The organism is Aeromonas aquatilis (assembly GCF_054052405.1).
Window position 1 is genome coordinate 1 of the sequence record NZ_JBSTYP010000002.1, and the last position, 19878, is coordinate 19878.

The 19878-nt window shown below is 60.5% G+C and carries 20 protein-coding genes; 9 read left to right on the top strand and 11 right to left on the bottom strand.

Going from position 1 to position 19878, the window contains the following annotated elements; translation table 11 throughout:
• Positions 1 to 164: 164 nt before the first annotated feature.
• The 4 genes from ACW5W8_RS00790 to purH all read right to left on the bottom strand — a co-directional run bounded on the left by ACW5W8_RS00790 (position 165) and on the right by purH (position 4355).
• Positions 165 to 719 (bottom strand): cytochrome b/b6 domain-containing protein, encoded by a 555-nt coding sequence (locus ACW5W8_RS00790; RefSeq protein WP_498625975.1) that lies wholly within the window; start codon positions 717 to 719, stop codon positions 165 to 167.
• Entirely contained in the window at positions 700 to 1074 is a 375-nt protein-coding gene (locus ACW5W8_RS00795) for a cytochrome b562 (protein WP_005349056.1), read from the bottom strand. The genes ACW5W8_RS00790 and ACW5W8_RS00795 overlap by 20 nt, the downstream gene beginning before the upstream one ends.
• A gap of 277 nt (positions 1075 to 1351) precedes the next feature.
• The gene (gene purD, locus ACW5W8_RS00800) at positions 1352 to 2638 is read right to left on the bottom strand and encodes a phosphoribosylamine--glycine ligase (RefSeq protein ID WP_498625976.1); all 1287 of its coding nucleotides are present in this window, start codon (positions 2636 to 2638) and stop codon (positions 1352 to 1354) included.
• Positions 2639 to 2747: 109 nt separating this feature from the next.
• Positions 2748 to 4355 carry a bifunctional phosphoribosylaminoimidazolecarboxamide formyltransferase/IMP cyclohydrolase gene (gene purH / locus ACW5W8_RS00805; protein ID WP_498625977.1) on the bottom strand — a complete coding sequence of 536 codons (1608 nt, stop codon included), beginning with the start codon at positions 4353 to 4355 and terminating at the stop codon, positions 2748 to 2750.
• A gap of 415 nt (positions 4356 to 4770) precedes the next feature.
• Here purH and zntR point away from each other — a divergent pair, with 415 nt between their 5' ends.
• Positions 4771 to 5226: a Zn(2+)-responsive transcriptional regulator gene (gene zntR / locus ACW5W8_RS00810; protein ID WP_005341244.1), complete on the top strand. Its 456-nt coding sequence runs from the start codon at positions 4771 to 4773 to the stop codon at positions 5224 to 5226.
• A gap of 214 nt (positions 5227 to 5440) precedes the next feature.
• Complete coding sequence (locus ACW5W8_RS00815; protein WP_005340543.1) at positions 5441 to 5680, top strand: alternative ribosome-rescue factor A; 240 nt, start codon at positions 5441 to 5443, stop codon at positions 5678 to 5680.
• A 172-nt stretch (positions 5681 to 5852) separates the two neighbouring features.
• Here the strand turns inward: ACW5W8_RS00815 and hemW are convergent, their stop codons facing one another.
• Positions 5853 to 6998, bottom strand: a complete 1146-nt coding sequence (hemW, locus tag ACW5W8_RS00820) for a radical SAM family heme chaperone HemW (RefSeq protein ID WP_498625978.1) — start codon at positions 6996 to 6998, stop codon at positions 5853 to 5855.
• A gap of 90 nt (positions 6999 to 7088) precedes the next feature.
• A complete protein-coding gene (locus ACW5W8_RS00825) occupies positions 7089 to 7685 on the bottom strand; it encodes an XTP/dITP diphosphatase (protein ID WP_498625979.1) in 597 nt (198 codons plus the stop codon).
• Positions 7686 to 7923: 238 nt separating this feature from the next.
• Here ACW5W8_RS00825 and ACW5W8_RS00830 point away from each other — a divergent pair, with 238 nt between their 5' ends.
• The 3 genes from ACW5W8_RS00830 (at position 7924) to ACW5W8_RS00840 (ending at position 10830) form a co-directional block, all read left to right on the top strand.
• A complete protein-coding gene (locus ACW5W8_RS00830) occupies positions 7924 to 9087 on the top strand; it encodes a multidrug effflux MFS transporter (protein ID WP_498625980.1) in 1164 nt (387 codons plus the stop codon).
• Positions 9088 to 9222: 135 nt separating this feature from the next.
• Entirely contained in the window at positions 9223 to 10272 is a 1050-nt protein-coding gene (locus ACW5W8_RS00835) for an oxidoreductase (protein ID WP_498625981.1), read from the top strand.
• Positions 10273 to 10581: 309 nt separating this feature from the next.
• Positions 10582 to 10830 carry a hypothetical protein gene (locus ACW5W8_RS00840; protein ID WP_005340533.1) on the top strand — a complete coding sequence of 83 codons (249 nt, stop codon included), beginning with the start codon at positions 10582 to 10584 and terminating at the stop codon, positions 10828 to 10830.
• Positions 10831 to 10892: 62 nt separating this feature from the next.
• Here ACW5W8_RS00840 and rimJ read toward each other — a convergent pair whose 3' ends face one another.
• The 3 genes from rimJ to ACW5W8_RS00855 form a co-directional block, all read right to left on the bottom strand.
• Entirely contained in the window at positions 10893 to 11444 is a 552-nt protein-coding gene (gene rimJ, locus ACW5W8_RS00845) for a ribosomal protein S5-alanine N-acetyltransferase (RefSeq protein ID WP_498625982.1), read from the bottom strand.
• Complete coding sequence (locus ACW5W8_RS00850; protein WP_429075766.1) at positions 11444 to 11998, bottom strand: GNAT family N-acetyltransferase; 555 nt, start codon at positions 11996 to 11998, stop codon at positions 11444 to 11446. Before ACW5W8_RS00850 ends, rimJ begins: the two co-directional genes overlap by 1 nt.
• Positions 11999 to 12103: 105 nt before the next feature.
• A complete protein-coding gene (locus ACW5W8_RS00855; RefSeq protein WP_498625983.1) occupies positions 12104 to 13000 on the bottom strand; it encodes a LysR family transcriptional regulator in 897 nt (298 codons plus the stop codon).
• Between the two features lie 92 nt (positions 13001 to 13092).
• On the opposite strand from ACW5W8_RS00855, the gene mdtH reads away from it, so the two are divergent.
• The 4 genes from mdtH (at position 13093) to ACW5W8_RS00875 (ending at position 17548) form a co-directional block, all read left to right on the top strand.
• Complete coding sequence (gene mdtH, locus ACW5W8_RS00860; protein WP_498625984.1) at positions 13093 to 14289, top strand: multidrug efflux MFS transporter MdtH; 1197 nt, start codon at positions 13093 to 13095, stop codon at positions 14287 to 14289.
• Positions 14290 to 14430: 141 nt separating this feature from the next.
• Positions 14431 to 14841, top strand: coding sequence for a type III secretion system chaperone (locus ACW5W8_RS00865; RefSeq protein ID WP_498625985.1), 411 nt, complete (start codon positions 14431 to 14433; stop codon positions 14839 to 14841).
• Positions 14842 to 14855: 14 nt separating this feature from the next.
• On the top strand, positions 14856 to 16523 hold the full coding sequence (locus ACW5W8_RS00870) for a hypothetical protein (protein ID WP_498625986.1): 1668 nt from the start codon (positions 14856 to 14858) through the stop codon (positions 16521 to 16523).
• A 110-nt stretch (positions 16524 to 16633) separates the two neighbouring features.
• Positions 16634 to 17548, top strand: coding sequence for a bifunctional helix-turn-helix transcriptional regulator/GNAT family N-acetyltransferase (locus ACW5W8_RS00875; protein WP_498625987.1), 915 nt, complete (start codon positions 16634 to 16636; stop codon positions 17546 to 17548).
• 46 nt (positions 17549 to 17594) lie between these two features.
• Here ACW5W8_RS00875 and ACW5W8_RS00880 read toward each other — a convergent pair whose 3' ends face one another.
• Both ACW5W8_RS00880 and prfC read right to left on the bottom strand, forming a co-directional pair.
• On the bottom strand, positions 17595 to 18068 hold the full coding sequence (locus tag ACW5W8_RS00880) for an ASCH domain-containing protein (RefSeq protein WP_498625988.1): 474 nt from the start codon (positions 18066 to 18068) through the stop codon (positions 17595 to 17597).
• A gap of 57 nt (positions 18069 to 18125) precedes the next feature.
• Entirely contained in the window at positions 18126 to 19715 is a 1590-nt protein-coding gene (gene prfC, locus ACW5W8_RS00885) for a peptide chain release factor 3 (protein WP_085942998.1), read from the bottom strand.
• Positions 19716 to 19878 lie beyond the last annotated feature (163 nt).

Consider the following 19878-nt stretch of genomic DNA (forward strand, 5'->3'; position numbering starts at 1 on the left):
TCTCTGAGCATGGTGCAGTCCATTTATTGACCATGCAGCAATTAGATCAAACCCCGGGATCGGCGTCCAGGGGTTTGTCAGCAGTCTGAGACCCGCCATGGGCGGGTCTGGGCAGGGTCCGGATCAGGCGCCTCACTCAGAGACAAGGAGCCTAATGCTGAGCCTCAGGTTTGCTCGTTGCTGCCGCTCTGGATGGACGAGCGCCGCCCGGCGGGCAACATCCGGGTAACCAGATTGCTGCGCTGACGCCAGGAGGTGAAGACGATGGCCAGCAGGTGCAGACCTATCAGCCCCTGTAGCGCCACCACGCACCACTCATGCCACTCGTCAGCCCCCAGTTCAAATCCCGTCTCGGTATTTTGAAACCAGCCGCTGCCAGCAGTGGCCAGCACAACCAGCCAGAGCGCCCACACGGCCAGCTTGCCGCTGCCGTGATGACCCGGTGCCGGAGGCTGCCGCTCACGCATCTCGCGCGCCTGCTGACGAAAGTCATCACCACTGGGGATGAGGGCGCCGAGGCGGGCGTAACTACGGGCGAAGGTGAGCCCCCAGAGCAGACGCAAGGAGACCAGTGCGATGGCCGAATAACCTAGCCACTCGTGCCACTCCTCCCCCGCTTCGTTAACCCAGAGGTTGCCGATGCAGACTGCCGCCAAACCCCAGTGAGTCAGGCGAACCAGCGCATCCCAGCGAAAGGGCTCACCCTTTTTGCTTGGCATATTTGTGGTACTCCTTCTTCAGGTCGTTGACCTTGGCCAGATGTTCGCGCGCCTTGGCCTCATCACCCGCCTTGAGTGCGGCCAGGCTGGCGTCCAGCTCGGTCTGTACCTCGTTCATCCCTTCAAGGAATTTCTCTTTCTTGGCGGCCGGCATGTTCTTCTGCTTGGCCACATCCAGCTGGGCCTTCATCTCGTTGATGTGCTTCTCCATGGTGGCTGCATCATCAGCCTTGACGGCCTGCTTGTAGTTGAAGCCAATCTTCTTCATCGGCTGTTCCAGATCACCCGCCACGGCAGGCAGGGTCATCAGGCCAAACATCAGGGGCAGCAGCAGGGGGCGGACGGTTTTCAACATGGGATTTCCTTATATAACGACATGCTCGAATTGTTAGGGGTACTTATGAATCCAAACAAGAATTCATCACCAGCATGATGCCATGACTCATGGTGAAACGTTTGTGAAAAATGCTGTTTTTTGTGGCAAATAGTGACAGATATGCCGCGCTTGTTTGCGCTTGGTAACTGATTGAACGCAGGTGACACGCAGCATGAGGATGGTTGAAAGCGGTAAACAGGGACAAAAAACCCCGCCGTAGCGGGGTCTGAATCAGCTGGCCATTTGCGTGCGTCAGTTACTCCTGTTCGCGAGCAATGGCGCGCCAGCCGATATCCTTGCGGTAGAAGACGCCATCCCACTTGATGCGGCCAGCGAGCTGATAGGCGCGCTGCTGGGCTTCGGCCACGGTGTGGCCGAGGGCGGTGGCGCACAACACGCGGCCGCCAGCGGTCAGGCTGGTATCGCCCTCCAGGCGGGTACCGGCATGGAACACCTTCTCACCGGCCACTTCATCCACCGGCAAGCCGCTGATGGGGTGGTTGGTGCTGTAATCGCCGGGATAGCCTCCCGCCGCCAACACCACGCCGATAGCGGCGCGGGGATCATAGATGGCCTCTTTCTGATCCAGCTTGCCTGCGCAAGCGGCCAGGCAGAGCTCCACCAGATCGGATTGCATCCGCAGCATGATGGGCTGGGTCTCGGGATCGCCAAAGCGGCAGTTGAACTCGATCACCTTGGGATTGCCTGCGCCGTCGATCATCAGACCGGCGTAGAGGAAACCGGTGTAGACGTTGCCTTCGGCCGCCATGCCGCGCACGGTCGGCATGATCACCTGCTCCATCACGCGTCGATGTACCTCGGCGGTCACCACAGGCGCCGGGGAGTATGCCCCCATGCCGCCGGTGTTGAGGCCGGTATCACCGTCGCCAACCCGCTTGTGATCCTGACTGGTGGCCATCGGCAGCACGTGCTCGCCATCGACCATGACGATGAAGCTCGCCTCTTCCCCCTCCAGAAACTCCTCAATCACCACCCGGGAACCCGCTTCGCCAAAGGCATTGCCGGAGAGCATGTCGCGCACCGCATCTTCCGCTTCCTGCAAGGTCATGGCGACAATCACCCCCTTGCCCGCCGCCAGACCATCGGCCTTGATGACGATGGGGGCGCCCTTCTCGCGCAGGTAGGCGAGCGCAGGCTCCACTTCGGTGAAGTTCTGGTACTCGGCGGTCGGGATGACGTGACGGGCCAGGAAATCCTTGGTGAAAGCCTTGGAGCCTTCCAGCTGGGCAGCGGCAGCGGTCGGGCCAAAGATCGGCTGACCGGTGGCGCGGAAGGCATCCACCACCCCTTTCACCAGCGGCGCTTCCGGCCCGACGATGGTGAGGCCGACCTGCTTCTCTTTGGCAAAGGCCAGCAGCCCTTCGATATCGGTCGCCTCGATGGCGACGTTCTCGACCCCCGGCTCAAGCTGGGTGCCTGCGTTGCCCGGCGCCACAAAAACGTGGCGTACCAGCGGGGAGTGTTTGGCCTTCCAGGCCAGGGCGTGTTCGCGGCCACCATTGCCAATGATCAGTACTTTCATCGTATCGCTCGCTTCTATGTGGGTCACAGGCTTCCGCCAGAGGGAAGCCGGTCGCAATAGTCAGTGGAAAAGAGACAACAAAAGGGCCGCCCGTGGCGGCCCTGATCCATCAGTGACGGAAGTGGCGCATGTTGGTAAAGACCATGCACATGCCGTGCTCGTCGGCGGCGTCGATCACCTCCTGATCGCGCATCGAGCCACCCGGCTGGATCACGCAGGAGATACCGGCAGCAGCTGCTGCATCAATGCCGTCGCGGAACGGGAAGAAGGCATCGGAGGCCATGACGGAGCCCGCCACGGTCAGCCCTTCATCTGCCGCCTTGATACCGGCAATCTTGGCCGAATAGACGCGGCTCATCTGGCCGGCGCCAACGCCGATGGTCTGGCCATCTTTGGCGTAGACGATGGCGTTGGATTTGACGAACTTGGCCACTTTCCAGCAGAACAGCAGATCTTGCAGCTCGGCCTCGGTCGGCTGACGCTTGCTGACCACGGTCAGGTCGCCCAGCGTCACCATGCCGAGATCGCGCTCCTGCACCAGCAAGCCGCCATTGACGCGCTTGAGGTCAAACCCTTGCGCCGGAGCAGTCCACTGACCGCATTCAAGCAGACGCACGCTCTGCTTGGCAGCGACCGCTTCGCGGGCCTCCTGACTGACAGTCGGAGCGATGATCACCTCAACAAACTGGCGGGCCACGATGGCTGCGGCAGTGGCACCATCCAGCTCGCGGTTGAAGGCGATGATGCCGCCAAAGGCGGAGGTGGGGTCGGTCTGGTAAGCGCGATCGTAGGCACTCAGCAGGTCGTTACCGATGGCCACACCGCAGGGGTTGGCATGCTTGACGATGACGCAGGCCGGCTCGTCGAACTCCTTCACACACTCCAGCGCCGCGTCGGTATCGGCGATGTTGTTGTAGGAGAGCGCCTTGCCCTGCAGCTGGGTCGCGCTGGAGACAGAACCCGGAGCGGCATGCTCTTCGGCGTAGAAGGCAGCGGCCTGATGGCTGTTTTCGCCGTAACGCATGTCCTGCTTCTTGATGAACTGGCTGTTGAAGGTGCGCGGGAAGCGGGACTCCTCGTCACCCTCCTTGTTGTCACCGTAGGAAGGAACCCCATAACTAGGAACAAGGGTGCCGAAGTAGTTGGCGATCATGCCATCGTAGGCGGCGGTGTGCTCGAAGGCTGCGATGGCCAGATCGAAACGGGTCGCCAGTTTCAGGCTGTTGCCGTTGGCATCCATCTCGCGAATAACCCGATCGTAGTCGGCAGCTTTGACGACGATAGCGACATCTTTATGGTTTTTGGCGGCAGAACGCACCATGGTCGGGCCGCCGATGTCGATGTTCTCGACCGCATCCGCCAGGGTGCAGCCCGCTTTGGCCACGGTGGCAGCAAAGGGATAGAGGTTGACGACAACCATGTCGATGGGGGAGATAGCGTGCTGGGCCATGATGGCGTCATCCTGATCCCGACGACCGAGGATGCCGCCATGAACCTTGGGATGCAGGGTCTTGACCCGGCCATCCATCATTTCAGGGAAACCCGTGTAGTCGGAGACCTCGGTCACCGGCAGACCCGCCTCGCCAAGCAGCTTGGCGGTACCGCCCGTGGAGAGCAGGGCAATACCACGCTCGTTGAGTGCCTTGGCAAATTCCAGAATGCCAGTTTTGTCAGACACACTCAGCAGTGCACGGCGAATGGGTCGAGCTTGTTCCATCACACTATCGTCCTCAACATAACGGGGACCGTTCCATGGGAGGCGAGGCTCAACACAGAGAGTCCCCAAATAAATGGAAGTGGGGGATTTCGCAAACCACTCTCGCCCCGACATCCGGCAAAAGCGTTTTAGGAAATGCCCGCTTGGTGCGGCGCTCTGTTATGGGCGCGTATTCTACACAAAAAATGTGACGGGTGGTGGATTTTTTGAAACAGCAAAGCCTTATTTGGCGCGGCGTTAAACGTTTTCCACTTGGTTTTCTCGAAACGTTTTCACTTTCAGTGTTTTATGGGAAAAAGGGTCGCCAGGAGATGTTTATCTGCCCCTTTTATGCCCTTGGCTGGCAATCCATTGGCAAAGGGGTGATAGTGGATTCCGGTTTTTGTGGCGGCATACATTCAAGGGGAGAGAGAGCATGTATCGGATCGGTGAACTGGCCAAGGCATGCGGGGTCAAGGCAGATACCCTGCGTTTTTACGAGAAGAACGGGCTTATCTCACCGGGGATCCGTAACGAATCCGGCTACCGCCTCTACAGCGAACAGGACAAGCGACGGCTGGAGTTCATCATTCGCGCCAAGTCGGTGGGATTCTCGCTGGCCGATATCGGCGAGCTGCTCGACCTCGATACCAACAAGGCCAAAGTCACCTGTCAGGAGGTGAAAGCAGTGGCCGACACCAAGCTGGCCCAGGTGGAGCAGAAGATCATCGAACTGACCCGCTTTCGCGACAACCTGCGCGAGCTCTCCAATATCTGCTGCGGCGGCCCCCGCTCGGCGGAGCACTGCGCCATCCTCGAGACGCTGGAATCTGGCGCCCCGGCCCATCACGAGCACCACAGCCACGACCAGCATGACCCGGTTCACGGCTGACATGGTATGTCTGACTGAGCGTGCCTGGCTCAGTGTGACTGACTCGGCGCGTCCGACGCATTGCTCCGGCGGCGATTTGGTGACAAAATCGCCGCGTTTTTAACCGGTGCCAGTGCATCCGGTTGCCGGGCGCTCAGCTGAACAGGCGCCCGCAGCGAAAACCACCATCCAGACACAAGAATCAACACACCAAGGACAGAGAAGAGGAGCCATCATGGCCAAGATTCGGGTCGACCAACCCGCCCTCCCCCGTGAGGAAAATGCGCAAGGGGGCAACTATGCCCATCAGCGCGGCGAAATAAAGGATAACCATCTGCATGCCCTGCTCTCCGATCCCCTGTTTCGCAGCCGGGTCGAGCGCAACAAGAAGGGCAAGGGGAGTTACCAGCGCAAGGCCAAATTCGGCAAGCGGTGGGAGCCCGGCCAACAGCAGATGATCCGCGTCTGCTGCTGAGCGGGTTTCTACCGACCAAAACAATCAGGGCGCCATTGGCGCCCTGATTGTTATCTCGAAACACGGTTCTCGCCAAAACTGGCTCACGACCTGTCGCGAGAAGCTGTCAGCAAGGTGAAGAGCAGCGCATGAACCTTGATCACGGCTTCGCAGCCAGATCGTGAGCCAGCTTTCACTCATCCATAAAGAGTTCTAGCAATACGTTCAGATAGCGATGGCCGAGGGAGGTAAGCTGCCAGCTGTCGCCCAGATCCTCGATAAGCTCTTTGCTCCGGGCGATGGCGAGCACCGTCTCAACCCGCTCCAGCGGCAAGCCGGTATAGGCCTCGAACTCCGCCTTGGGGGCAGGTTCAAACAGGCGGAAGCGGTTCATAAAGTATTCGAGCGGCAGATCGTCTGACGTCACCTGCCACTGCTCGTCCAGATAGGGGCGACTCTTGTCCAGATACCCTTTCGGATGCTTCACCTTGGCGGTGCGCAGGATCTGCTGATCCGCGAGATCAGTCACCTTGCCGTGGGCGCCACAGCCGATCCCCAGATAGTCGCCGAAACGCCAGTAGTTGAGGTTGTGATGGCACTGATAGCCCTCTTTGGCATAAGCCGAGATCTCGTACTGCCGATAACCGCTGGCGGTGAGCATGGCGTGGCCCTGCTCGTAGATGTCCCACAGGGTGTCATCTTCCGGCAGCTTGGGCGGCTTGGAGGCAAACGCCGTGTTCGGCTCGATGGTGAGCTGATACCAGGAGAGGTGCGGCGGGGCGCAGTCGATAGCCTGCTGCAGGTCATAAAGGGCGTCATCCAGACTCTGATCCGGCAGACCGTGCATCAGATCCAGATTGAAGGTAGGCAACTTGATGGTGTGGGCCAGTGCGGCGGCCTTACGCGCCTCTTCCGGGCCGTGAATGCGACCAAGGCGGGTCAGCTTCTCCTGCTGGAAGCTCTGCACCCCGATGGAGATGCGGTTGATACCGGCGCGCTGGAAACCGGCGAACTTGTCTGCCTCCACCGTGCCCGGATTGGCCTCCATGGTGATCTCGCAATCTGCGGCGAGCGGAATACGGGCCCGTACCCCATCCAGCAAGGCTTGCATCGCCTCCACCGTCAACAGGCTGGGGGTGCCTCCGCCGATAAAGATCGAGGAGAGCGGCCGCCTCTGCGCCCACTTCAGATCCTGATCCAGATCTTCCAGCAGGGCGGCGACATATTCGAGGTGAGGCAACTCCCCCTTCTGGGCATGGGAGTTGAAGTCACAGTAAGGGCACTTCTGGACGCACCAGGGCACATGAATATAGAGAGAGAGCGGCGGCAGTTGCAGCATGGGGCTTCCAATAAAACGGGGGCTCAAGGCCCCCATTGTAGATGACTATGTGTGATTGGCCGTGTGTAACCGACAAGGTGGCGAAGTGACTCAGTGCGCCGCAGCCAGCGCCGCTTTGAGCTTGGCCAGAGCCTGACCACGATGGCTCAGCTGGTTTTTCAGTTCGGCGGGCATCTGGGCGGCGGTGCAGTCGTGATCCGGCACGAAGAAGACGGGGTCATAGCCGAAACCGTGTTGACCGCGCGGCTCGTCGATGATCATCCCTTCCCAGCTCGCCTGACAGATGATTGGGGTGGGATCGTCGGCGTGGCGCATATAGACCAGCACACACCAGAAGCGGGCGCTCTTCAGGTACTCGGGGGCACCTTGCAGCTCGCCGAGCAGCTTCTCGATGTTGGCCTTGTCGTTGGCATGTTCGCCGGCGAAGCGGGCGGAGTAGACGCCAGGGCGACCGTGCAGCAGATCCACTTCCAGACCGGAGTCATCGGCGACAGCTGGCAGGCCGGTAATGCGGGCGGCGTGGCGGGCCTTGATGATGGCATTCTCGACGAAGGTGGTGCCGGTCTCATCGGCATCGGAGACAGCAAACTCGCTCTGCGGGATCACCTGGATCTTCATGTCGGCCAGCATGGCGGCCAACTCCTTCACCTTTTTCTGGTTACCTGTTGCCAGGACAAGCTTGTTCATCGAGCACCTCCGCAAAAATAATCTGCGCATTCTATGCGGCGCAAGCGTTTAGTAAAAGCGCCAATTACACCCGCTGTGATGGGGTTGCGGGTGATTGGAAGCCATCTAATAACCAGCTTTTTAATACATGTTTCCATAATGGAATAACCAAAGTGATTAAATACCATTTCTATTCATTACTGTGAGTCAGTAGACTCGCGCCCCAATTCATTAACCTGGCTGACTAAAGAGGTGACAGATGCCATTGATACTTTTACTCGTACTACTGGTGCTGTTCAGTCCGCTGGCTATCGACATCTACCTGCCCGCCATTCCGCAGATGGCCGAGCAGCTGGGCGCCGAAGTAACTCTGATGCAGGGCACCATCACCTGGTTCCTGTTCAGCATGGGACTGGGGCAACTGCTTGTTGGCCCGCTGGCCGATCGCTACGGTCGCAAGCCCATCGCGCTGGGCGGCGTGCTGCTCTATGGCCTGAGCGCGCTAGGGGCCGGTTTTGCCGCCAGCCTCGGCGAATTGATGCTGGCCCGGGTGCTGCAGGGCTTCGGCGCCTGCGCCACCTCGGTCGCCGCCTTCTCGGTGGTGCGTGACAGCTATGGCCCGAAAAAGAGCGGCCAGATGATCTCCTATCTCAATGGCGCCATCTGCTTTATTCCTGCGCTGGCCCCCCTGCTCGGTGGCTGGCTCACCGCCAAGGCGGGTTGGTCTGCCAACTTCTGGTTTATGGCCGGTTATGCGCTCATCGTCGGCAGCTGGCTGCTGTGGCGGATGCCGGAGACCCGCCCGGAGGAGACCCGCAGTGAAGGGGCCCTCATCAGCTGGTCTCGCTACAGCCCGGTGCTGCGCTCCCCCAGTTTCCTGTTCAACGCGTCGCTGTGCATGCTGGCGATGGCAGTGATCCTTGCCTATGTCACCGCCGCACCGGTGCAGCTGATGGTGAAACTGGGGCTCGATATGAGCGGCTTTAGCTACTGGTTTACCGCCAACGCCGCGCTCAACATTCTGGCCTGCTTCATGGCGCCGCGCTTTATTGCCAAGGTGGGGCCAAGACGCACCCTGCGCATCGGCCTGCTGGTGTTGATACTCTCGGCCATCACCCTGACTTTGGCCATGCACATCGAGCATCCGCTGGCGATGATGGGGCCGGTATTCCTCTCCAGCATCGGCTTTGCCATGATCCTGGGCGCTGCCGCCGGGATGGCGCTGGCACCGTTCGGCCACTGTGCCGGTACCGCCGCCGCCCTGCTCGGCCTGTTTCAGATGAGCGGCTCCGGTGCTCTGGTTGGCCTGACCGGCGCCCTGATGCACGACCCGCTCAGCCAGCTGGCACTGCATATGTGGCTGCTGCTGCCGCCTCTGGTGATGCTGATGACCCGCCGCGGCCGCCGCTTGTGTTTGCAATAAATCCTGTGCTCTGATGGGCACACTCAGGGGGCCATCGGCCCCCTTCTCGTTTGTATCGCCTTTACAGCACATGGCCATCCGGCAGAGAGCCTGTGATGGCAACCCCACTCACTCGATGTCAGCGGAGAACTCCCGATGAGCCACACTCTCAACGCAGCCCTGGTGGGCTATGGCTTTGCAGGCAAGACCTTTCACGCCCCCTTCCTCTCCACCACGCCGGGCTTGTCCCTGAGTTGGGTGGTGAGCCGCGATGCCACCAAGGTGCAGGCCGATCTGCCCAGCTGCCGAGTCGGTTCACTGGAGGAGGTGCTGAGGGATGAGACCGTCGATCTGGTGGTGATCGCCACCCCCAACGACACCCATGCCCCCCTCGCCCGCCAGGCGCTGCTGGCAGGCAAACATGTGGTGATCGACAAGCCCTTTGCACTGGATCTGGCCGAGGCGCAAGCGCTGGTCGAGCTGGCGGAAAAGCAGCAGCGACTGCTCAGCATCTTTCACAACCGCCGTTGGGACGGGGATTTTCTCACCGTGCGCCGTCTGATTACCGAGGGGACACTGGGGCAGATCGCCCAGTTCGAGTCGCACTTCGATCGCTATCGCCCCGAGGTTCGCCAGCGCTGGCGCGAAGCGGGTGGCCCGGGTTCCGGACTCTGGTTCGATCTCGGCCCCCATGTACTGGATCAGGCGCTGCAGCTGTTCGGCCAGCCGGACTGGTTGCAGGCCGATCTGGCCGAGCAGCGCCCCGGCGCACTGGCGGACGACTACTTCCATGTGGTGCTGGGTTACGGTGCTCTGCGGGTTATTCTGCATGGCAGCTGTCTGGTCTCGGCCACCATGCCGCGTTTCATCGTCCACGGCAACCAAGGCTCGTTCGTGAAATTCGGTATGGATGTGCAGGAAGATCAGCTCAAGCTGGGCAAGCGGCCACCGGCGGCGGATTGGGGCATGGATAGTGAACCCGGTCAGCTCAGCCGCATCGTCGATGGTCAGTTACAGCAGCAGAGCGTGGTGGGTGAAGCGGGGGATTATGGCGCCTACTATCGCGGTGTCTGCGCCGCCATCAAAGGCGAGGCAAGCAATCCGGTGCCAGCAAGTGAAGCGCTGGCGGTGATGGCGCTGCTGGATCTGGCCCGTCAGAGCCACCTTGAGGGAAAACGGCTGCCCTGTCAGAAGCTGTCTGACTAAGGTGTGGGCCATCGGCCGCGCTTGAGCAACCTTGACCTTGTTAAACCGCCACAAGATGGCAGAAAGGCGGTGTTTTATTGTGCAATCGGCACTATTTAACGGCATCTTGTATTGATATCAGTCGTTGCAGTGGAGCTTTTTATCAACGGCACGAAAAAATGTCATTGTGATATCCGTTTTCATCGGTAACTAATGGGGCTATATTGCGCCCGCCTGCTGCCTCCCGGCTTCTTGTTTCAATACCGGGCAACGGTGGGCGCTGTGATGGTTGCACAGACCATCTCTCCATATTTATTTGAGGGAATGCACATGAACAAAGTACTGGTAGCCGGTATCCTGGGTCTGATGTTGACTGCTTGCGGTCAGAAAGAAGAAAAAGCTGCCGCTCCTGCTGCTGCTCCGGCCGCCGAAGTTGCTGCCACTGTAGAAAAAGCCGCTAGCGAAGCCACCTCTACCGTAGAGAAGGCCACCTCCGAAGCGACTGCAACCGTAGAAAAAGCTGCTACCGAAGCGGCTACCAAGGTTGAAGCTGCAGTGAGCGATGCCAAGGCCAACTAAGCCTGCACCTCATTCGAAGACGGGTCCGAAGGCAACTTCGGGCCCGTTTTTTTATCTGTCGCTCAGGGGGCCGGATTAATCAGCGAGGTGAGGATGTGATCCTCCCAGCGGCCATTGATCATCAGATAAGCCCGCGCGAATCCCTCCCGCTCGAAGCCGAGCCGCTCCAGCAAGGCGCCACTGCGCTGATTGGCTGGCATATAGCAAGCCATGATGCGATGCAGATCGTGCTCCCGAAACAGGTAGTCGATGGCGGCTGACAGCACCTCTCTCATCACCCCCTGCCCCTGATGCTGTTGGTCGATGGCATAGCCCAGATGACACGCCTTGAAGACTCCCATCAGGATATTGCTGAAATTGCAGGTGGCGATCACCCGCTCGCCAGCCGGATCGAGGGCCACCAGATTGACACCGGTGCAGTTGAAGAATTGGCTGTAGCTGTCCTGCAGCCGGGCATGCCAGTACGAGAGGGTGTAAAAGTGCTCGTCCCGAAGCGGCTCCCAAGGGGTAAGGTGGTCGCGGTTGCGCCGGTAGAAGTCGAGCATCATGGGGGCCTGATCCGGCGACAGTATGGTCAGGTGGGTGCGGGCCGTCTTGATATGTGGCAGCGCCATCAGGACTCCCTCTGTCTTAGCCACTCATCGCGCAGCAGGCTGTAGTGGGCATGGTCCACAATCCGGTTGCCCAGCCGCTCTGCGCGCCGTGTCACCCCCTCAAGCTGCATCCCGAGCCGTTCACAAACAGCCCTGCTGGGCTCGTTATCGGTGGCGGCGCTGATCTCCACCTTCTCCATCCCCATCTCTTCGAAGGCGTGATGGATCAGGGCCTGACAGGCACGGGTGATGATGCCGTTACCCTGCCAGCGCTCCGCCAGCCAGTAACCGATGACCACCTTGCCAAGGTCGTGATCGATGCTGTTGTAACCGATAACCCCCACCACCTCCCCCTGATACTCGATGGCGGTGGTGAGCCCCTCGCCCCGGGCGAACTTCTCGATGGCACTGCGAATGAAGAGGGCGCTGTCGACGGGGCGCAGGATCAGTGGCGGCCAGGGTAGCCACTGGGAGAGGTACTCCCGGTTGTCATTGCAGAGGGCAAACAGTTCGCTCGCCATATCGGGCTGCAAGAAGAGCAGCGCAAGCTCGTCGTCCAACTGCCATGAAAACATGGAATTCTCCTTTCAAATCAGTGATCAAATCGAAAGCCAGCACCCAATGTAGCCAATCGCCACTGGCCGCGCCAACCCTTTTACACTGCTGCCCCCTCTTGCCATTCACCCCTCGTTGCGCCACCGTTTCGCCAGTGTGCGGGCGGTGGATAGCACCGCTTCGCGTGCCGGATTGGGCCGCTTGCCACCGCGCCACGCCATCATCACGTCCCAATGCTCCTGCGGCAAATTGCGCACATCGAGCCTGACCAGCCGCCCCACCTCCAGATCCCGCTTGATAGCCAGCTCCGGCATCAGGGTGATAAACCCGTGCTCCAGCGCCAAATCCCGAGCCGCACTGGCGGGCTGTACCGCATGCAGGGGGCTGGCCGCCCGCCGCAGCCGCCGCAACTGCTGGATAAAGACGTCACACCCCGGCCCCCACACCTGAGGCGCCAGCCGCTGGTCGGCGATATCCTGCAGGGTCAGGCCATGGCAACCCGCCAAGGGATGCAGCGGCGAGGCGATGGCAATGATGGGGGAGCAACAGAGCAGCTCCATCTGCAGGCCCGCCACCGGCGGACACTTGAGCACAAAGCCGATATCGGTCACCCCGGTCAGCAACTCCTGCATGATGACCCCGGAGTGATCCGTGGTGCAGCGGATCTCGAAGGGCTCGTCCACCAGCTCCATCAACAAGGAACCGAATACCACAGCAGTCAGAGAGGGCAGGCTGGCAAGACGAATACAAGGCAAGGCTGGCGCCCCCTGCAGTGCCAGTCTTCCCTCACTCAGGGTGGCCAGTGCCGAACGGGCCGATGGCAGAAACTGCTCGCAGGCACGGGTCGGCGTCACCCCGCGCCGATGGCGCTGAAACAGCGGCGCACCGAGGCTCTCTTCCAGCTGGGCAATACGCTGGCTCACCAGCGGCTGCGACCAGCCACGAATGGCCGCCGCCTGACTGAAGCTGCCCAGCTCGGCCACATCCAGCAGCAGTTGCAGATCGTCCAGATCCATAGACATAAATAATCCTGATATGAAATATAGGTAGTTGTCGTCTACCACTATATCTAAACCCTCTCCAGAATGAAGGTATCTATGAATGAGAGGGCGTTATGATCGATAGGGCGAGGTTTTGGGGACGCTGGTTTCTGGCGCTGGATACCACACTGGTGATCCTGGGTTTCTTTGTGGTGATGCCGATGATCAGCCTGCGCTTCGTCGATCAGCTCGGCTGGGCGGCGGGGCTGGTGGGGCTGGCCCTCGGCCTTCGCCAGCTGACCCAGCAGGGGCTGGGGATCTTCGGCGGCTCGCTGGCAGACCGTTTCGGCGCCCGCCCGCTCATCGTCACCGGCATGCTGCTGCGGGCGGTGGGCTTCGCCACCCTGGCCTGGGCCGACAGCGGCGCCATGCTGATCTTCTCCTGCTTTCTCTCGGGTCTGGGCGGCTGTCTGTTTGATCCGCCACGGGCCGCCCTGGTGATCAAATTCACCCGTCCCCATGAACGGGGCCGCTTCATCTCCCTGCTGATGATGCTGGAGAGCGCGGGAGCCGTGACCGGCGCCCTGCTCGGCAGCTGGCTGCTGTGCTTTGACTTCACCTACGTCTGCCTGCTGGGCGCCGGGCTATTCACCCTGGCCGCCCTCTGCAACTGGACCATGCTGCCCGCCTACCGCCTCTCGGTCAAACCAACACCGATGCGGGAGGGGCTGGGGCAGGTGTTAGCGGATCGCGCCTTCTGTCGACTGGTGCTGATCTTGAGCGGCTACTACATGCTGTGGGTACAGGTGATGCTGATCTTTCCGATCCTGGTCAAGCAACTGGCGGGCACCACCACGGCGGTGGGCTGGATGTACAGCCTCGAAACGGCTCTGTCGCTGGCACTGCTCTACCCCATCGCCCGTTTCAGCGAGCGGCGCTACCGGCTGGAGAGCCGACTGATGGCGGGTATCCTGCTGATGACGGTGGGGATTGGGCTGGTTGCGTTTGTCAGCACCCTCTCCGGCATCTTCGTGCTACTGGCCTGCTTCTATCTGGGGATCATCATCTGTGAACCGGCCCGGGAGACCCTGATGACCAAACTCGCCAACCCCAATGCTCGTGGTAGCTACATGGGCTTCAGCCGCCTCGGGCTGGCGCTGGGTGGCATGACCGGCTACGTGGGCGGCGGCTCCCTCTATGACTTCTCGCTGCAACAGGGGCAACCGGCCCTCCCCTGGCTGGTACTGGGCACCATAGGCGTGGCCACCATGCTGCTGCTCGCCCGCTGCTTCTCCCGCCGCCCGGAACTGGGGGTGAGAGCCGCGGCCTGACGGCTTCCCTTATCCTGCGGCAGCATCGTCATCGGGGCTGCCGTTCGTCCTTTCCCGCCATAATTGCGGCCAGCACTGACAGATAGCGCCGCCCCACCATGGAATACTCTTCCCGACACGTTGCCAAAGGGAGAGTCCGCCATGCCACATCACCCTGTTTATCACTGGCTTGCCCGCCTATCCGGTGCGCAAGCACCCTCGGCCCCGGATGAGAAAAACCGGATGCTTCTCTTGCTGGATCCGCAGGATAGAGAGTGGTTGCTGGAGGTCGCTCCCGATGAGAGCGTACTGCTCATCACCACCCCCATGACAGGCCCGCTGGATGCCAATAGCCTGACCCCCACCAACCTGCAGCACTGGCTGAGCCTCAATAGCGAAGTCAACCTGATGGGTGGTGCCTGGCTCGGGCTGGAGGGCGATGTGCCAACCCTCACCCTCTACGGCCAGATTTTTCTCGCCCACTGCGATGAGCCACTGCTCGACAACCTGATGGGTCAACTTGCCGGGCTGGCTCATGACCTCACGCCCCGACTCTACGCAGCGCAGCAGTAAGCAAGGAGCTCATCATGAAAATCGAACCCACCGCCCCACTCGCAACTATCGCAACACCAACCCGTCACCAGAACAATCCCGGCGGTCGCCTGGTGAACCAGGTTCGCAACCTGACCGCTCCTGCCTCCGAGCGCCCCGAACTGACGCTGCCGACCTCGCCAGCGTTGGCACCCGATAGTCAGCAGCAGTTGAATCGCGAACTGCGCAAGGGGCTCTCGGGCTATTTGCAACAGCACCCCGAACAGCAGACCACGCTGGATGATCTGCTGGGTGCCGGGCAGATGCGCAATGAACTAGGCAAGCCGACGCTGGCGGCAGCAGCTCCCCTGACCCATCTGGTCACCCTGCTCAACCAGCTGAAAAAACTGCCGGACGGCAAGGCGCTCCTCCAAACGCTGGTCACGGCTCCCGCCGGTGAGATCGGGCGTTATGTCACTCTCAAGGGCGCCTTTGGCAGCAAATCCTGCCAATTACGCAGTCAGCCCCTTCCGCCGAGATCATTGGAAGAACCCGAACTGCAGCAACTGGCGCTGGAGCTGAAACAGGTGCTGCAACACTATCTAGACGCCGAACCAGCCAAACGTGAGCGCCATACGGAGTATCTGCGAGACTACCTGCAACAACCCGAGATCGGCCGCTATCTTGGCTTGCTCGACACGCCCGACGGCGCACAGGTCAAGATCCATGCCCTTCCCTCCCGCAAGGAGGAGATTGCAAACCTGATGAACCGACTGCTGGCCGGACATGGCCGTGGCGCGCTCTATCACGCCTTCGCCCATGAGAGCGGGCAGGATGGCATTCTGGGTCGTCACTTCAAACTCGAAGGGGTGCTGGCGTTCAGCTTCGCGGTGCGAGCCGAACCGCTGCCGCCAGTCCCCCTTGCCACCCCCTCGCCGATACCAGGGGCTGATGTGCCCAATCCAACGATCGCACTGCAAAAGGCGGCCCAGCTAAGAGAGCAGGAGGCCATGGAGCATCTCAAACTGGAGCAGGAGATCACCCGCCAGCTGGCCAATCGGCCAGCCTGTCAGACGCTGGCAAAACTGACCAGAGCGGCCGCCAACCTGCAAGCCGAACTGGATGGACAGCATCTGCCCCCGGCGGATCCGATCCCGGCGACCCGTATCGATCTGGCGATCCTGGCCCGGTTATCCCTCCCTCAGGTGCGAGAGCTGGCGCAGCAGCTCAAGGAGGAGAACAACCACTACCTGCAGCAGGTCGAGGCTAACACCCTGAATCTGCCAACCCACTCCGATGCAGCGCGCTTTTCCCCTCATACCCTGGACATGCTGGGTATAACGCTCGCCCAGCCCTACTTCAAGGTGCTGGACGATGGCATCCAGGCACTGCGCCAACCGGCTACCAGTCGTACCGCCCGCTTGCTGGGCTGGCTACTGCCATCCCAGGCCAGGGTGCGCCAGCTCAAGCAAGAGCAGAGTATCGGCAGATTGCACGAACTGCGTCAGGTCATCTCCATGCTGCAGTTACAGGGCGGTAGCTGGCAGGGGCTCGACCGCTCCGGCTGGGCCAAACAACTGCTGGCCCGCACACTGGAGCAAGCCATGCCAACGCCATGGCAACTGGGGCCGTTTCGGATCAATGAAGGGCGCCAGCAGTGGCAGGCCAGATTGAACGAATGGGGTATTTTGAACGAATGGGGCATTCCGGCCGCCAAAGGCTGATAGTGGGCAATCACCGCAGCCCCCGGATAAACAGGACGGAGAAAAAGGTTGCGCATTACAACCTTTAGACTATTTTAGTTGTTATACACAACTAAAAAGGAAACCACGACATGGATCCCCGTCCCCTGCGCGCCCTGTCGCGCGACCTGGTTCGTGAACTCGGTATGCTCTCCCAGCAGTGCGGCCAGCTGGCGCTCACCCCCATCGAAGCACACCTGCTGATCGAGCTGGAAAACGCCCCAGCCACCAACCAGCAGCTGGCAGAAAAGCTGCACATCGACAAATCCAACACCAGCCGCCCGTTGGCCCGCCTGGCCGAGCGCGACCTTATCAGCTGGCATCCTCATCCCTCCGATGGCCGCAGCAAGGAGGCCCGCCTCACCGTCAACGGTCAGGGGATGTTGCTGGAGTTGCACCGGGAGATGGATGGGGCGATGGAGGAGATGCTGGCGCAGTTGAGCCAATCCGAGCGCGAACAGCTGTGGAGCGGCATGCTGCTCTACCGCAGCGCCCTCTCCCGCGCTCGTCGCCAGCAGGGCTACCATATTCGCCCTATCACAGAAGCAGACAATCCCTACATCGCGACAGTTATCCGCACCGTCTCGGCGGAATATGGCCTCACCGCCGACAAGGGATATGGCGTCTCTGACCCCAATCTGGACAGGCTCTATCAAACCTATCAGGAGGAGGCGAGCCGCTACTGGGTCATCGAGGGGCCTGACGGTTCCATCCTCGGTGGCGGTGGCATAGCGCCGCTGGCTGGAGAAGAGGGAGTCTGCGAATTGCAGAAAATGTACTTCCTGCCCGCCCTGCGTAGTCTGGGTCTGGGCAAGCGGCTGGTGTTGCAGGCGCTGGATGCCGCTCGTGGTTTGGGCTATCGCCGCTGCTATCTGGAGACGACCGAGGTCTTGCGCGAAGCCACCAGCCTCTATGAATCACTGGGCTTTGAACATCTACCCGGCCCCCTTGGCTGCACCGGCCACGGGGATTGCGAGATCTGCATGGTGCTGGACCTGGCGCTCTAAGGTAATAGCGGCAAGCAGGAGTCTCCCCTGCTTGCAGCTTCGTTTATTATGGCAGCGCCACTACTCGGAATCGCTCCTGTACCAGCGTGGCTTGCTCATCAAATTCTCTTCCTTCCGCCTTCATCTCGCGCTCGAAGAAGGCCTTATGAGCCTCGCGCCACCAAGCCAGAGAGCCATCGCCCTCCCCTTCCTCGGCGGCAAACGCAGCATCAACCTCATCGAATGGGCACAAGGTGACCGAGACTATTTCAACCAGCGCCTTGGGCAGACCACTCCAGTCGGTTACCACCAGCAAGTCCCCCTGTTCCGGTATCCGCTCGCCCTTCTCCAGATACCAGTAAGCGAGGCTACAGGTCGCTCGCTTGCGTCCTGCTACCACCAGCGCGGCACAGAGGTTGGCATTGTGTTCATCAGCACAGAAGTAGTCCGCTGAGACATGACGAGCCCGTGCTGTCACCGGCAGGGATAACAGATAACTCTCAGCCAGAGCCGAGCAGGCAGGATTCATCGATTCAACCATCACCTCTCCTTGATGCATAAAAAAATCCCGCCATCTGGCGGGATTTGGTAAGCAGTATCAGTGCTCGCGAGTCTGGCGGAACTCCACGTCGGGGTGGCGCTCCTGAGCCAGGCGCAGGTTGACCATGGTCGGTGCGATATAGGTGAGGTTGTCACCGCCATCGAGGGCCAGGTTGACCTCGTTCTTGCGCTTGAACTCTTCGAACTTCTTGACGTCGGTTCCTTCCACCCAGCGGGCGGTGGAGACGTTGACCGCCTCGTAGATGGCCTCGACGTTGTACTCGCTCTTGAGGCGCGAAACCACCACGTCAAACTGCAGCACACCGACCGCACCGACGATGAGATCGTTGCTGATCAGCGGACGGAACACCTGCACCGCCCCCTCTTCGGAGAGCTGCACCAGCCCCTTGAGCAGCTGCTTCTGCTTGAGCGGATCGCGCAGACGGATGCGGCGGAACAGTTCCGGAGCAAAGTTCGGGATACCGGTGAACTTGAGATCTTCACCCTGGGTGAAGGTGTCGCCGATCTGGATGGTACCGTGGTTGTGCAGACCGATAATGTCACCGGCGAAGGCGTCCTCCGCCTGCTCACGGTCACCAGCCATAAAGGTCACGGCGTCGGAGATGTTCACATCCTTGCCGATACGCACATGGCGCATCTTCATGCCCTTGCTGTAAGTACCTGACACGATACGCATAAAAGCGATACGGTCACGGTGCTTAGGATCCATGTTTGCCTGGATCTTGAACACGAAGCCGGAGAACTTCTCCTCGGTCGCCACCACTTCGCGGCTCTCGGCCTTGCGCGGCATGGGAGACGGCGCCCAGTCGGTCAGGCCATCCAGCATGTGGTCGACACCGAAGTTACCCAGTGCAGTACCGAAGAAGACCGGGGTCATCTCGCCAGCGATAAAGGCATCGTGATCGAACTCGGGCGAGGCGCCCTGCACCAACTCCAGTTCGTCGCGCAGTTGCTGAGCCAGATCTTCGCCGACAGCGGCATCCAGATCCGGGTTGTTCAGCCCCTTGACCACCCGCTTCTCCTGGATGGTGTGGCCCTGACCGCTCTGATAGAGATAGGTTTCATCCTTGTAGAGGTGATAGACCCCCTTGAAGGATTTGCCGCAGCCGATAGGCCAGGTGATGGGGGCGCACATGATCTTCAGCTCGCGCTCCACCTCGTCCATCACTTCCATCGGATCGCGCACTTCGCGGTCCAGCTTGTTCATGAAGGTGAGGATGGGGGTATCACGCAGACGGGTCACTTCCATCAGCTTGCGGGTCCGGTCTTCAACACCCTTGGCGGCATCGATGACCATCAGGCAGCAGTCGACCGCCGTCAGGGTACGGTAGGTATCTTCGGAGAAGTCCTCGTGACCCGGGGTATCGAGCAGGTTGACCAGACAATCGGCATAGGGGAACTGCATCACCGAGGTAGTGATGGAGATACCACGCTGCTTTTCCATCTCCATCCAGTCGGATTTGGCGTGCTGGCCCGAGCCACGACCCTTGACGGTACCGGCGCGCTGAATGGCCTGTCCGAACAGCAGGACTTTCTCGGTGATGGTGGTTTTACCCGCATCCGGGTGCGAAATGATCGCAAAAGTGCGTCTCTTGGAGACTTCACTCAGAAATTCAGCTGACATAATTCAACGTTCTTCTATTGAGCGGTGGCATCAGCCACCGTGGGAATAAATCCGAAATGCCGCTCACGGCACATGTATACGCAACGAAAGCCACGCCAGCTGGCGTTTTGCCAACCTGGTGGAGAGCGGGAGGAGGGCTGCGTTACATGGGTCTTCTCGCCTGAGT

What these genes read in the sequence shown, in the direction of transcription:
- hemW (WP_498625978.1), bottom strand. Translation starts at nt 6,998, where the DNA reads ATGCTGCAACTGCCGCCGCTCTCTCTCTATATTCATGTGCCCTGGTGC.
- purD (WP_498625976.1), bottom strand. Translation starts at nt 2,638, where the DNA reads ATGAAAGTACTGATCATTGGCAATGGTGGCCGCGAACACGCCCTGGCC.
- purH (WP_498625977.1), bottom strand. Translation starts at nt 4,355, where the DNA reads ATGGAACAAGCTCGACCCATTCGCCGTGCACTGCTGAGTGTGTCTGAC.
- ACW5W8_RS00855 (WP_498625983.1), bottom strand. Translation starts at nt 13,000, where the DNA reads ATGTCTATGGATCTGGACGATCTGCAACTGCTGCTGGATGTGGCCGAG.
- ACW5W8_RS00880 (WP_498625988.1), bottom strand. Translation starts at nt 18,068, where the DNA reads ATGGTTGAATCGATGAATCCTGCCTGCTCGGCTCTGGCTGAGAGTTAT.
- rimJ (WP_498625982.1), bottom strand. Translation starts at nt 11,444, where the DNA reads ATGGCGCTGCCACATATCAAGACGGCCCGCACCCACCTGACCATACTG.
- ACW5W8_RS00875 (WP_498625987.1), top strand. Translation starts at nt 16,634, where the DNA reads ATGGATCCCCGTCCCCTGCGCGCCCTGTCGCGCGACCTGGTTCGTGAA.
- ACW5W8_RS00865 (WP_498625985.1), top strand. Translation starts at nt 14,431, where the DNA reads ATGCCACATCACCCTGTTTATCACTGGCTTGCCCGCCTATCCGGTGCG.
- zntR (WP_005341244.1), top strand. Translation starts at nt 4,771, where the DNA reads ATGTATCGGATCGGTGAACTGGCCAAGGCATGCGGGGTCAAGGCAGAT.
- ACW5W8_RS00815 (WP_005340543.1), top strand. Translation starts at nt 5,441, where the DNA reads ATGGCCAAGATTCGGGTCGACCAACCCGCCCTCCCCCGTGAGGAAAAT.
- ACW5W8_RS00840 (WP_005340533.1), top strand. Translation starts at nt 10,582, where the DNA reads ATGAACAAAGTACTGGTAGCCGGTATCCTGGGTCTGATGTTGACTGCT.
- mdtH (WP_498625984.1), top strand. Translation starts at nt 13,093, where the DNA reads ATGATCGATAGGGCGAGGTTTTGGGGACGCTGGTTTCTGGCGCTGGAT.
- ACW5W8_RS00790 (WP_498625975.1), bottom strand. Translation starts at nt 719, where the DNA reads ATGCCAAGCAAAAAGGGTGAGCCCTTTCGCTGGGATGCGCTGGTTCGC.
- ACW5W8_RS00870 (WP_498625986.1), top strand. Translation starts at nt 14,856, where the DNA reads ATGAAAATCGAACCCACCGCCCCACTCGCAACTATCGCAACACCAACC.
- ACW5W8_RS00825 (WP_498625979.1), bottom strand. Translation starts at nt 7,685, where the DNA reads ATGAACAAGCTTGTCCTGGCAACAGGTAACCAGAAAAAGGTGAAGGAG.
- ACW5W8_RS00830 (WP_498625980.1), top strand. Translation starts at nt 7,924, where the DNA reads ATGCCATTGATACTTTTACTCGTACTACTGGTGCTGTTCAGTCCGCTG.
- ACW5W8_RS00795 (WP_005349056.1), bottom strand. Translation starts at nt 1,074, where the DNA reads ATGTTGAAAACCGTCCGCCCCCTGCTGCTGCCCCTGATGTTTGGCCTG.
- ACW5W8_RS00835 (WP_498625981.1), top strand. Translation starts at nt 9,223, where the DNA reads ATGAGCCACACTCTCAACGCAGCCCTGGTGGGCTATGGCTTTGCAGGC.
- ACW5W8_RS00850 (WP_429075766.1), bottom strand. Translation starts at nt 11,998, where the DNA reads ATGTTTTCATGGCAGTTGGACGACGAGCTTGCGCTGCTCTTCTTGCAG.